This window comes from Arthrobacter sp. Y3224055, from assembly GCF_059090825.1.
This window is the reverse complement of the sequence record NZ_JBNHGB010000002.1, coordinates 517882-530307: the sequence shown is the minus strand read 5'-3', so window position 1 is coordinate 530307 and position 12426 is coordinate 517882. Positions and strand designations below refer to the sequence as shown.

The window sequence follows — 12426 nt, the reverse complement described above, 5'->3', positions numbered from 1 at the left end:
GGACGCTCAGCGGCCGCGCATGGCCTTGCGGTCCGGGCGGGCCTTGAACGGATCCACGCCCTTGGGGATGGGGAGCTTGTTGCTGCCCAGGGCCGACAGGCGCTTGTCCACGGCGCTGACTTCCTGTTTGGTCAGTTCCTTCTTGAGCTTCTGCACGGTCTTGGCCACCTTGCTCAACTCCACCTGGCCTTCGCCGCGGCCGGTCTCGATCACATGGATCGTGACGTTGGGCAGGATGCGGCGAAGCCTGCGCCGCTCCGACTCGACCAGCTGCCGCACGCGGTGCGAGGGGCCCTCGGTGACCAGCACAATGCCGGGGCGGCCCACGGCGCGGAAGACGGCGTCCTGGGTGCGCGGGTTTACGGCCACCGGCTGGTCCTGCAGGATCCAGCCGCGGCGCAGCACGCTGAGGGCCGCGCCGGAAGCACCGGGCTGGCCCTCGATCTGCGAGAACGCCGCACGTTCGGCGCGCCGCGACAAGATGAAGGTGGCGGCCAGCAGGCCCAGCGGGAAGGAGATGATCAGCAGCGTGACCCAGTTGTTGATCAGCAGGCCGATGACCAGGCCGACGGCGACGATGCCGAGGAAGGCCAGCAGCATGAACCAGACGACGTTCGGGTCGTTGCGCCGGGTCATCCGGAAGACCTGGCCGATCTGCTTCAGCCGGCCGGGCTGCTTGTTGGCTTTGGAGGGTTTCCCAGCCTTGGGCTTGCGTGAGAAGAGACCCCGCTTCGGGGCGTCGGAATCGGTGCTATGGGCCATAATGTCCAATTCTATCGTGAGCCAGGAGGCACTCGTGCCGTACGCGGACACGGCAACGGCCCGGCAGCCGGCAGGCTCCCGGACCGCGGTTCCGGCGGTTCAGCTACCGGGCAGCAATCAGCGTGGCGGCTTCCTGGCGGGTGCTGCCGGATTCGCCGATATGGGCGAGCTGGGGCGGGAGCTCCAGGCCCTTCTTGCGCATCGCGGTGGCCCAGAGGCGGCTGGCCCGGTAGGACGAGCGCACCAGCGGCCCGCTCATCACGCCCAGGAAGCCGATGTCCTCGGCCTCCTGGCTTAGTTCCACGAATTCCTCCGGCTTCACCCAGCGCTCCACCGGGTGGTGGCGTTCGGTCGGGCGCAGGTACTGCGTGATGGTCACCAGGTCGCAGCCGGCGGCGTGGAGATCGCGCAGCGCCTCGGAAATTTCTTCGCGGGTTTCGCCCATGCCCAGGATCAGGTTGGACTTGGTCACCATGCCCTGGTCGCGGCCCTGCGTGATGACATCCAGCGAACGCTCATAGCGGAAGGCCGGCCGGATGCGCTTGAAGATCCGGGGCACGGTTTCCACGTTGTGCGCGAATACCTCCGGTTTGGCGTCGCAGATGGCCGTGATGTGTTCGGGCTTTCCGGAGAAGTCCGGAATCAGGATTTCGACGCCGGTGCCGGGGTTGAGTTCGTGGATCTTGCGGATGGTCTCGGCGTAGAGCCACACGCCCTCGTCGGCCAGGTCGTCGCGGGCCACGCCGGTGACGGTGGCGTAGCGCAGGTTCATCTGCTGGACCGACTGGGCTACCTTGGTGGGTTCCAGGATGTCGACGGGGGAGGGCTTGCCCGTATGGATCTGGCAAAAGTCGCAGCGGCGCGTGCACTCGGAGCCGCCGATCAGGAACGTCGCCTCGCGGTCTTCCCAGCATTCGAAAATATTGGGGCAGCCTGCCTCTTCGCAGACGGTATGCAGCCCCTCCTTCTTGACCAGGTTCTTCATGCCCACGTACTCGGGGCCCATGTTGACCTTGGCCTTGATCCAGTCCGGCTTGCGCTCAACGGGGGTGGCTGCATTGCGGGCCTCGACGCGCAGCAGGCGGCGTCCTTCAGGGGCGAGCGTCACAACAGGGCTCCTTCGGTCTGGCGGTGGCCAGGGTCGGTGTCGGTGGCCGCGGGGCCGGGGGTGCCGGCCTTGACCAGGGATGTCTCGAACGAGCGGAGTTCTTCCTCCACCCGGTCTGCGATGTCGGCCGGGGCCACGTCCAGCCCGGTCTCGGCCTGGATGGTGGTGGTGCCGGCGTCGGTAATGCCGCAGGCAATGATCTGGCTGTAGGGTGCCAGGTCGTTCCGGCAATTGAGCGCGAAGCCGTGCATGGTTACCCGGCGGTTGACGCGGATGCCGATGGCGGCGATCTTGCGGGCGGGCCCGCGCTCGTCGGCCTCGATCCAGACGCCGGAGCGGCCCTCCATCCTGGTGCCGGCCACGCCGTAATCGGCGAGCACATTAATCAGGACCTGCTCGAGGATGTCAACGTAGTCGGCCACCCGGGTGGGATCCGGGAGGGCCACGATGGGGTAACCCACCAGTTGGCCGGGGCCGTGCCAGGTCAGTTTGCCGCCACGGTCCACGCTGACCACGGGGGTGCCGTCCAACGGCCGCTCATGGTCTTCGGTCCGCTTGCCGGCGGTGTAGACGGCGCTGTGCTCCAGCAACAACACGGTGCTGGGCGCCGTGCCCGCCACGACTTCGGCGTGCAGCTTGCGCTGCAGCGCCCAGCCTTCTTCATAATCGACGTAGTCAGGGGCGAAGCCCAGCCGAGAAAACTCAAGAGCCATTCAGCAAGACTACGCTCCGGGGGCCGGGCACTGCTATTTGTGTAACGACTCAAGTGCTGTGGATAACTCCTGCGCCCCGCGGCCAAACGGAGTACAAGTGGTCCATGGAAGATGGGCAGACACCCGGGGCGGCCTCCGTCGGGCAGGAACCGCCGCGGCCGGCGGCGCCGGGGCTGCACGTGCAGCGGTGGCTGGGCAGCGGCGCCTCGGCCTCGGTATGGCTGGTCCGCGACGCGCTGACCCGAACGGAGTACGCACTGAAGGTGCTGTCTGCGCCCACTGTTCCCTCCTCCTCCGACGACGCCGAACGCCCGCGGCCGGGGCCGCGCCCTGCCCGGCACGTATTAGCCGCCGATGAGGGGGAGCCCGCTCCCTGGGCGGTTGCCCCCGAGGGGCAACCGGGGGCCGCGGCCGCTGCCGCCGACCATGAACTATTCCTGTTGGCGGGGGCGCGGCACGAGCACCTGCTGCCCGTCCACGGACAAGTGGCAACCGACCGCGGGCCGGGGCTGCTGCTGGAATATGCTGCCGGCGGCTCGCTCGCGGCGCTCGTCGCCGCCCGCGGCCCGCTGGCCGTGGGCGAGGCCGTGACGATTCTGACTCCGATAGCCCAGGCCTTGGATTACCTGCACGGGACCGGGACCGTGCACGGGGACGTATCGCCCGGCAACGTGCTGTTCACCGCGGTGGGAAAGCCGATGCTGGCCGACCTGGGCGTCGCTCGCGCGCTGGGCAGCGACCGCCCACCGGCGGCGGGCACGCCGGGGTTCGGTGCACCGCGCAGCGGTTCCGGCGGCGGCCGGCTGGATCCCGAGGCGGACATTTATGCGTTGGCAGCCATCGGCTGGTTCGCGCTCACCGGCCGGGTGCCCGGTGCCACCGCGCAGCGGCCGCCACTGGCGGCGTTGGTGCCCGAGGTGCCAGATCCCCTGGTGGTCCTCCTGGAAGACGGACTGGCCGAGAGTGCAGGGGAGCGCCCCTCGGCGGCGGAGTTCGCCCGCCGGGCGATCCGGGCCGCAAAGCCGGAGGCACTGGATTTGACGGCGTCGGCTCATCCTTCCGTTGCCAGCCAGTTGCTGACCCGGCGGCAGGCGGCGGGTAAGGCTGCCGGCCGCCGGGACAGGGGTCCGCTGCCGCCGTTTCCGCGGGCGTCAGCCGGGGCCGGCCGTGGAGGCGGTGCCCGGCCCGCCCCCGGTCGGCGGGCCGCGGCCACGTTGGCGGTCGCCGCGGCCGCGGCGGCAGCGGGCATCCTGTTCGCCCTGGCCGGCAACGTAGCGCCTGCTCCGCCGAGCGATCCGGATACGGTCTCATCGCCTGGTGGTGGCCGGTCGGTGCAACAGGTGTCCACGGCGCAGCGCGAAGGGCAGGACCCGGCTCCCCCCGAAGCCCGGGTACTGCCGGCGGAACTGGAACGGGCGCTGCGGGGCCGCGATGCGGCGGCGGCCGTGCCGGCCCTGGCCTGGTTGCGCACCGAGGCCGTCAGGACGCGCGACGCAACGCTGCTTAACCGGGTCAATATGCCCGGCACGGCCGTCATGGACACGGACCAAGGCATCATCGCTGCACTGGCAGGCTCCGGCAGTTGGCTCGACGGCTTCGAAACCACGGTGGAGGAGGTAACGGCTGATCCAGCGCCACCAGGCGGAGGGCCACAGGAATGGGTGGCCGCAACCGTCAGCACGTCGGCGTACCGGCAGGTGGCCGCCGACGGCAGCGTGCTGGGACGACGCGCCGAACCCAGCGTGCAACGGGTCCACCTTGAGATGGTGAGGCGGGACGCCGGCTGGCTGATCCAGTCAGTCCGCGAGGCGCCCCGCCGCTCGGATGACCCCGGGGCCAGCACAGGCCGTGACTAAGATCGAGGCATGACTTCATCGAGCTACTTCCGCTACCCGCACGTGCACGGCGATCTGGTCACGTTCGTCGCTGAGGACGACGTGTGGGTCGCCCCCCTTGCCGGCGGCCGGGCGTGGCGTGTCTCGTCACTGCAACTGCCGGCCCGGAACCCGAGGTTCTCGCCGGACGGGCAGCACCTGGCCTGGAGCGTGGTGCAGGCCAGCGCCCCCGAGGCCGTCACGGCGTCGGTCGACGGCGGGGGATTCCGCCAACTGACCTACTGGGGGCATGCCAGCACGAAGGTAAAAGGATTCACACCGGCGGGCCACGCCCTGGTGACGAGTTCCTTCGAACGCGAAGAATCACGTCACACCTGGGCCTATGCTGTGCCGCTGGACGGTTCGGACGCCCGGGTCCTGCCCTATGGGCCCGTCGACTCAATCGCGTTCGGGCCGGAACTCGGCGACGAGCGTCCGGTCGTGGTCGGCAGCGTGCTCTCGCGCGAACCGGCGTGGTGGAAGCGGTACCGCGGCGGAACGGCCGGCAAACTGTGGATCGACCGGGACGGCGGCGGCGAGTTCGGGCGCCTGGCGGCCGAACTCGACGGCAACCTGGCAGACCCGATGTGGATCGGCAACCGGATCGCGTTCCTGAGCGATCACGAAGGTTACGGCAACCTGTATTCGGTGGGGCCGGACGGAACAGGCCTGCGCCGGCACACCGACTACGACGGTTTCTACGTCCGCCATGCCGCGACGGACGGCACGCGCGTGGTCTTCGAGTCCGCCGGCGAACTCTGGATCCTGGACTCCCTCGATTCCGCGGACGCGGCCCGCCGGCTTGAGATCACGCTGGGCTCGGCATCCACGAGCCGCCGCAGCCGCCCGCTCGACGTGTCAAAGCACCTGGCCTCCGCCGTGCCGAATCCCAAGGGAACCGCCTCCGTCATCGAAACGCACGGCACGGTGCACTGGCTGACCCACCGGGACGGCCCGTCGCGCGCTGTGGAATCGACGCCCGGCGTCCGCGCCCGGCTCGCGCGGCCCCTCGGCGACACGCGGGTGGTCTATGTCGCGGACCACGACGGGGAAGAAGCCCTCTACATCCGCCAGGTCTTCGAACAGCTGTCCCGGGCCGACCAGCCTGCTCCCGCGGCAGCCGTGCCGGCCCCCGCCGAACCGGAGCCCGACGGCTTGCCGCGCCCGGTGTCGGCCTCCGCCGTCGTCCATCCGACCCAGTCCCAGCCCATCGTGGAGGTGCGGTCCGGCGGAAGGCAAGGCGGCGGCGGAAGCGGCGGCCGGGAACCGGACGCCCGTTCGGCTGAGGCGCTGGAGCCGCAGCAATTGCGCCGCGTGGAGCTGCCCGGCCCGGACCGGGTGAGCGCGCTTGCCGCCAGTCCGGACGGCAAGCTGGCGGCAGTGGCCACCGAATACGGCCAGGTACTGGTCCTGGACGCCGAAAGCGCGCAGCTCCGCCGGCTCTCCGAAACCGACCACGGGGCGATCAGCGAGCTGGTCTTCTCGCCGGATTCCCGCTGGATCCTGTGGGCCGAGCCCGTGACAGCGGAGGGCACCCGCACGCGTCTCCGGCTGGCCCGGGCCGACGGCACCGGCGGGATCGTCGACGTGACCGACGGACGCTTCCGCGACCATGGTCCGGCGTTCACCCCGGACGGCAAGTTCGCCGCGTTCCTCTCCGAACGGAGCTTCGATCCGGTCTATTCCACCCACAGCTTCGACCTGGGTTTTCCCGAATCGACCAAGCCGTTCCTGGTGGCCCTGGCCGCCGCCACGTCTTCGCCGTTCGGTCCGTCGGTGCACGGCACGCTGCCGGACGCGCCGCCGTCGGCCGGGAAGGATCACGACGGATCCCCGAACGGGGAGGACCAGGCCACGCCCGCCGTCGCCGACATGGTGGTGGACGCCGAACGGCTGGGAGAGCGGATCATCCCGGTCCCGGTCCGGCAGGGCCGCTACACCGACCTCAGCGCGGTAGACGGAGCCCTGCTGTGGCTGGCCAGCGACCCCGCCGGCGTCACCGGAGAAGGCCGCGCGTCGGCGGAAGAGCCGGAGCAGTCCCAGCGGCTGGAGCGGTTCGACCTCTCCCGCCGGGAGGTTTCCGTGCTGGTGCCGGCGCTGGACTCCTACGAGGTGTCCCAGGACCGCAAGCGGATCGTGTACGTGCACAAGGCGCAGGTCAAGGCCGTGCCGGCCGCCGGGAAGGTCGACGACGACTCGCCCGAGAGCGTGCAGGTCGACCTGGGCCGGATCCGGGTCACCCTCGAACCGCTCAAGGTCTGGGGCCAGGCGTTCGACGAGGCCTGGCGGCTGCAGCGCGACTTCTACTGGGCCGAGGACCTGGCCGGGCTGGACTGGCAAGGCGTCTACGACCGTTACCGGCCCCTGGTCGAGCGGCTTGGATCCCACGACGACCTGGTGGACCTGCTCTGGGAGCTGCACGGCGAACTCGGCACCTCGCACGCCTACGTTTCGCCCCCGCCGGTCGCGGAGCCCGGCTCCGGCAAACAGGGACGGCTCGGCGCCGACCTGGCACGGACCGAGGCGGGCTGGACCGTGCAGAAGATCCTCGCCGGAGAATCGTCGGATCCGCTGGCGCTGTCTCCGCTGACTGCTCCGGGCGCAGCCGTCGACCCGGGGGACGTGATCGCGGCGGTGGACGGCATCCCCGTGGACCCGCTGGCAGGCCCTGCGCCGCTGCTGGCCGGCGCGGCCGGCAAGACGGTCGAACTGACCATCGTCAACGGGGCGGGCAGCCCGGAAGCCGGCCTGCAGCGGCGAATCGCGGTGATCCCCATCCGCGACGAAGAGCGGCTCCGGTACCAGAACTGGGTCTCGGGGAACCGCCGCAATGTCCGCGAGGCATCGAACGGACGCTTCGGATACCTCCATATCCCGGACATGGTGGCGCGCGGCTGGGCACAACTCCACCGCGACCTGGATGTGGAGACCGCCAAGGACGCGCTCGTCATCGACGTACGGCGCAACCGCGGCGGCCATACCTCCCAGCTGGTTGCCGAGTTGATCGGCCGCAAGGTCACCGCCTGGAACCTCGCCCGCGGCGAGCAGCCGGGCACGTACCCGGCCCACGCGCCCCGGGGCCCAGTCGTCGTCCTCACCGATGAATACGCCGGGTCCGACGGCGACATCATCACCCAGGTGAGCAAGCTGCGCGGGATTGGTCCCGTAGTCGGGACCCGGACGTGGGGCGGGGTGGTCGGCATCGACGCGAAGTTCTCGCTGGCCGACGGAACCGGCGTCACGCAGCCGCGGTACGCGTTCTGGTTCACCCAGGGCGTGGGCTGGGGCGTGGAGAACTACGGGGTGGACCCGGACATCGAGGTGCCGTTCCCGCCGCACGCGTACGGGGCGGGGGAGGACCCGCAGCTGGAGCACAGCGTCGGCATCCTCAAGGAGATGCTGGGCGAGCTGCCGACCGACCAGCCGCCGGCGCGGGCCGGTTATCCCGTGCTGCGCCCCGGACCGCTGCCGCCGCGTCCGCAGGATGTGCGTTGACCTTCGCCTGGGCGCACCGGGCGTGAACGGAAGAACCCCGGCGCATCCAAGATGCGCCGGGGTTCTTCGGTCTGTTCGGGATTAGCCGGCCAGGGTGGCATCAATCGTGATGCTCGGGACGGAGGCCAGGGCGCCGGAGACAGGACAGGTGTCCTTGGCGCCGGAGGCCAGGCGCTGGAAGTCGTCCTCGCTGATCCCGGGCACGGTCGCGTTTACGGTCAGGCGAATCTCGGTGATGCCGGTGCCCGGCACGAAATCCACGGCCGCCGAGGTTTTAATGCTCTCGGCTGTGGTCCCGTTTTCCTTGAGCATGTTGCTGAACTGCATGGAGTAGCAGGTGGCGTGGGCGGCAGCCAGCAGTTCTTCGGGGCTGGTCTTTCCCTCGGACTGGTCCGCACGTGCCTTCCAAGTGACATCGTAAGTGCCGATCCCGGACGTTTCGAACGTAGTCTGGCCGGCGCCGCTAAACAGGTCGCCGTTCCACTCGGTGCTGGCAGAACGTGTTGTAGCCATATGTCCTCCTTGGTCGATCTCGGATGAGTTCCATGCCGGCCCGGCCGCGGGCGGCCGGCGCCGTCCTTTTCATACTAGGGGAGTTGCCGCGGACTGTCCGGGCGGCACCGGGTTAAGCCACAGCGGCCGGCCCCGGAGCCCGGGACCGGCCGCAGCGTCAGGAGCTTTGGAAAGTCAGTTCCACAAGGTCGCGATGGCGACGTTCAGCAGCGCCAGGCCGCCCACCGAGTGGGCCAGGCCGGTGGAAATCGGTTCGCCGGCCTTGTACTTGCGGCGGCCGATGAACGCGAGGACGCCCACGACGAGCCCGATGACCAGCTTGATGGTCAGCTTCACGTAGTCGGCGTCCATGTCCAGGGCCGGAATCAGGCCCATCATGATGACGCCGGTAATCAGCTGGAGGGCTGCGCCGTCGAACTGGCGGGGGTGGACGGTGGGCTTCTTCATGTTGCCTATCCAGATGCCGACGATCATGGCGGCACCGACGATGTGCAGGAAGACGAAAATGCTGTAAAGGATGTCCATGGGCCCAGCTTATCGGCCGGGGAGGCACGCAGATCCGCGCCATGCCGCGGCGGGACGGGTATTTCTACCTGGCGTAGTAGCGGCTGGCGGGCCGAGGGGACAAAGCACAGCGGCGGGCTGCGTCCACTGGGAACGCAGCCCGCCGCTCATCCGTGCGTCGCGCGGGGCAGGCCGGGCTAGAGGCCCAGGTCCGCCTCGAACTGTCCGGCTTCCAGACGCGCCCGCAGCGTCTGCAGGAAACGGCCGGCATCCGCGCCGTCGACCAAACGGTGGTCGTAGGTCAGGGACAGATACATCATCGAGCGGATGGCGATCGAATCGTCGCCGTTCTCATCCTGGACAACCATGGGCCGCTTGACGATGGCGCCGGTACCGAGGATTCCCACCTGCGGCTGGTTGATGATCGGAGTGTCGAACAGGGCGCCGACGCTGCCGATGTTGGTGATCGAGAAGGTACCGCCGGAGAGCTCGTCGGGAGCGATCTTGTTGCTGCGGGTACGGGCGGCAACATCGGCGATCTTGCCCGCCAGGCCGGCCAGGTTCAGGCTGCCGGCGTCATTGATCACCGGGACCAGCAGGCCCTTGTCGGTATCCACCGCAATCGCCAGGTGCTCTGCGTTGTGGTAGGTGATCTCCTGCTTTTCCTCGTCGTACTCGGCGTTCAGCTTCGGATGCTGCTTGAGCGCCTCCGCGACGGCCTTGGCGATGAAGGGCAGGTACGTCAGCTTGACGCCGTTTTGCTCCTGGAAGGACTTCTTGGCACGCTCGCGCAGCTTGGCCACCTTGGTCATGTCGACCTCGTGGACCTGGGTGAGCTGGGTGGAAGCGTCCAGCGATTCGCGCATCCGGCGGGCGATCACCTGGCGGATCCGCGGTGCCTTCTCGACGGTGCCGCGCTTGGCCGAGGCCGCGGCGTCCGCCGGAGCCTTCGCGGCGGCTGCCGGTGCTGCGGCCGGTTTGGCGGATTCGGCCGCCTCCAGCACGTCCTGCTTGCGGATGCGTCCGCCCACGCCGGTGCCCTTGACGTTGGACAGGTCCACGCCGTGCTGGTTGGCCAGCTTGCGGACCAGCGGGGTGACGTAGCCGGCGTCCGGGCCCGCGGCGGGCTCGGCGGCGGCCAGAGCCTCGGCCTTCGGAGCTTCGGCCTTGGGAGCCTCGGCCTTCGGGGCTTCGGCGGCCGGCTGTTCGGCGGACGGTTCAACCACCGGGGCTTCGCGTTCCTCGGCAGGCGCGGCGGCCACCGGCTCGGCTTCCTTCGGCTCCGCCTTGGCGGGGCCGGCGCCGGTGCCGATGATGGCAAGCACCGAACCGACCTCTGCGGTCTCATCCTCGGCGACCTTGATCTCCTGGACCGTGCCGGCCACCGGGGACGGAATCTCCGTGTCTACCTTGTCGGTGGAGACCTCGAGCAGCGGCTCATCGACCTCGACCGTGTCGCCCACCTGCTTCAGCCAGCGGGTGACCGTGCCCTCGGTCACGCTCTCGCCCAGGGCCGGGAGGGTGACTTCGGTGCCTTCGCCGGAACCGGCGGCGGGCGCCTCCTCGGCGGGGGCTTCCTGCCGGGGCTCCTCCTGCTTCGGGGCCTCCTGTGCTGGGGCTTCCTCGGCGGGGGCTTCCTGCTGGGGGGCTTCAGCCTCCTGCTGCGCCGCCGGCGCTTCTTCGGCGGTCTCGCCGGAGCCGGAACCGTCGCCAATCCGCACCAGCGGGGCTCCGACGTCGGCGGTTTCGTCCTCGGCGACCAGGATCTCTTCGATCACGCCGGCTACCGGAGAGGGGATCTCGGTGTCGACCTTGTCGGTGGAAACCTCGAGCAGGGGTTCGTCGACTTCGACCCGGTCGCCGACCTGTTTCAGCCAGCGAGTGACAGTGCCTTCGGTGACGCTTTCACCGAGGGCGGGCAAGTTCACGGTTTCAGACATGTGGTGCCCGTTCTCCTTTGAGTCTATTTTCCGGCCTGGCCGGTACATCGAGTCTTGTCTTGAGCCTAGTGCACCCGCCCGGCGGGGACGGGTGCACCAGGAGAGGGCCTGTTAGCCGTGCAGCGGGCGGCCGGCCAGCGCCATGGCGGCCTCGCCGAGGGCCTCGTTCTGCGTGGGGTGCGCGTGGATGAGCGCCGCGACGTCCTCCGGGTAGGCTTCCCAGCTGACGATCAGCTGGGCCTCGCCGATCTGCTCGCCGATGCGGCCGCCGATCATGTGCATGCCCACAATGGGGCCGTCCTTTTCGCGGACCATCTTGATCATGCCGCTGGTGCCCAGGATCGAGCTCTTGCCGTTGCCGGCCAGGTTGTACTCGACGGTCTCCACGTTGTCCTTGCCGAACTTCTCCTCGGCCTGCGGCTGGTTGAGGCCGACGGAGGCAATCTCCGGATCGCAGTAGGTGACCTTCGGGATGTTGATGTCTTCGATGAGGGCCGGCTTGTTGCCGGCAATCTCCTCGGCCACGAAGATGCCCTGCTGGAATCCGCGGTGGGCCAGCTGGACGCCGGGGACAATGTCGCCGACGGCGTAGATGTTGCCGACACCGGTGTGCAGCCGCTCGTTGGTGATCACGAAGCCGCGGTCAACCGTGAGGCCGGCTTCCTCGAAGCCCAGGCCCGCGGTGCTCGGTCCGCGCCCGACGGCAACCAGCATCAGGTCGGCTTGGAACGTCTTGCCATCGGCCAGGGTGACCACCACGCCGTCGTCGTTCTGTTCCACCTTTTCGAAGAACACGCCGGTGTTGAACTTGATGCCGCGCTTCTTGAACGCGCGCTCCAGCTGCTTGATGATCGCCGGGTCCTCGTTGGGCACCAGCGAGGGCAGGCCCTCGACGATGGTGACGTCAACGCCGAACGAGTTCCATACCGAGGCGAACTCGACGCCGATGACGCCGCCGCCGAGCACCACGGCGCTCTTGGGCAGGGTGTCCATCTTCAGGGCATGGTCGGACGTGATGACCTTGCCGCCGATTTCCAGGCCCGGGAGGGTCTTGGAGTAGGAGCCGGTGGCCAGGACGATGTTCTTGCCCTTGTAGGCGGTGCCGCCGACCTCGATGGTGTCCTTGCCGACGAGCTTGCCTTCGCCTTCGATGACGGTGATGCCCTTGGACTTCACCAGGCCGGTCAGGCCCTTGAACTTCCCGGCGATGACACCGTCCTTGTAGGCATTGACGGCAGCCATGTCGATGGAATCGAGGCTCACGTTCACGCCGTACTTAGCGGCGTCCTTGGCGTGGTCGGCCAGCTCGGCGGAATGCAGCAGCGCCTTGGTGGGGATGCAGCCGTTGTGCAGGCAGGTGCCGCCGAGCTTGCCCTTTTCCACCAGACCGACGCTGAAGCCCAGCTGCACGGCGCGCAGGGCAGCGGCATAACCGCCGCTGCCGCCGCCGAGGATCAGGATGTCGAATTCTTGCGCTGTTGCCGAATCGGCCACGTGAACGCTCCCTCGCGTGTTCG

General features: G+C 69.0%; 9 protein-coding genes. 2 read left to right on the top strand and 7 right to left on the bottom strand.

From position 1 onward, the window contains the following. Positions 1–6: 6 nt before the first annotated feature. The 3 genes from AC5RTY_RS07780 to lipB form a co-directional block, all read right to left on the bottom strand. Entirely contained in the window at positions 7–762 is a 756-nt protein-coding gene (locus tag AC5RTY_RS07780) for a DUF4191 domain-containing protein (protein ID WP_494139323.1), read from the bottom strand. 103 nt (positions 763–865) lie between these two features. Further along, a complete protein-coding gene (gene lipA, locus AC5RTY_RS07775) occupies positions 866–1870 on the bottom strand; it encodes a lipoyl synthase (protein ID WP_494013821.1) in 1005 nt (334 codons plus the stop codon). Beyond that, a complete protein-coding gene (gene lipB, locus AC5RTY_RS07770; protein ID WP_494013822.1) occupies positions 1867–2583 on the bottom strand; it encodes a lipoyl(octanoyl) transferase LipB in 717 nt (238 codons plus the stop codon). The genes lipA and lipB overlap by 4 nt, the downstream gene beginning before the upstream one ends. Before the next feature lie 104 nt (positions 2584–2687). Between lipB and AC5RTY_RS07765 the strand changes: the two genes are divergently transcribed. Beyond that, positions 2688–4439: a serine/threonine-protein kinase gene (locus tag AC5RTY_RS07765; RefSeq protein ID WP_494139322.1), complete on the top strand. Its 1752-nt coding sequence runs from the start codon at positions 2688–2690 to the stop codon at positions 4437–4439. A 9-nt stretch (positions 4440–4448) separates the two neighbouring features. Then, a complete protein-coding gene (locus AC5RTY_RS07760) occupies positions 4449–7952 on the top strand; it encodes a S41 family peptidase (RefSeq protein WP_494139321.1) in 3504 nt (1167 codons plus the stop codon). A gap of 81 nt (positions 7953–8033) precedes the next feature. Here AC5RTY_RS07760 and AC5RTY_RS07755 read toward each other — a convergent pair whose 3' ends face one another. From AC5RTY_RS07755 to lpdA, 4 genes are all read right to left on the bottom strand, one after another. Beyond that, complete coding sequence (locus AC5RTY_RS07755; protein ID WP_493987444.1) at positions 8034–8465, bottom strand: OsmC family peroxiredoxin; 432 nt, start codon at positions 8463–8465, stop codon at positions 8034–8036. 174 nt (positions 8466–8639) lie between these two features. After that, a complete protein-coding gene (locus AC5RTY_RS07750) occupies positions 8640–8990 on the bottom strand; it encodes a hypothetical protein (RefSeq protein WP_494023225.1) in 351 nt (116 codons plus the stop codon). A gap of 176 nt (positions 8991–9166) precedes the next feature. Continuing rightward, the gene (sucB, locus tag AC5RTY_RS07745) at positions 9167–10909 is read right to left on the bottom strand and encodes a 2-oxoglutarate dehydrogenase, E2 component, dihydrolipoamide succinyltransferase (RefSeq protein ID WP_494139320.1); all 1743 of its coding nucleotides are present in this window, start codon (positions 10907–10909) and stop codon (positions 9167–9169) included. 111 nt (positions 10910–11020) lie between these two features. Continuing rightward, positions 11021–12403 carry a dihydrolipoyl dehydrogenase gene (lpdA, locus tag AC5RTY_RS07740; RefSeq protein WP_494013827.1) on the bottom strand — a complete coding sequence of 461 codons (1383 nt, stop codon included), beginning with the start codon at positions 12401–12403 and terminating at the stop codon, positions 11021–11023. Positions 12404–12426 lie beyond the last annotated feature (23 nt).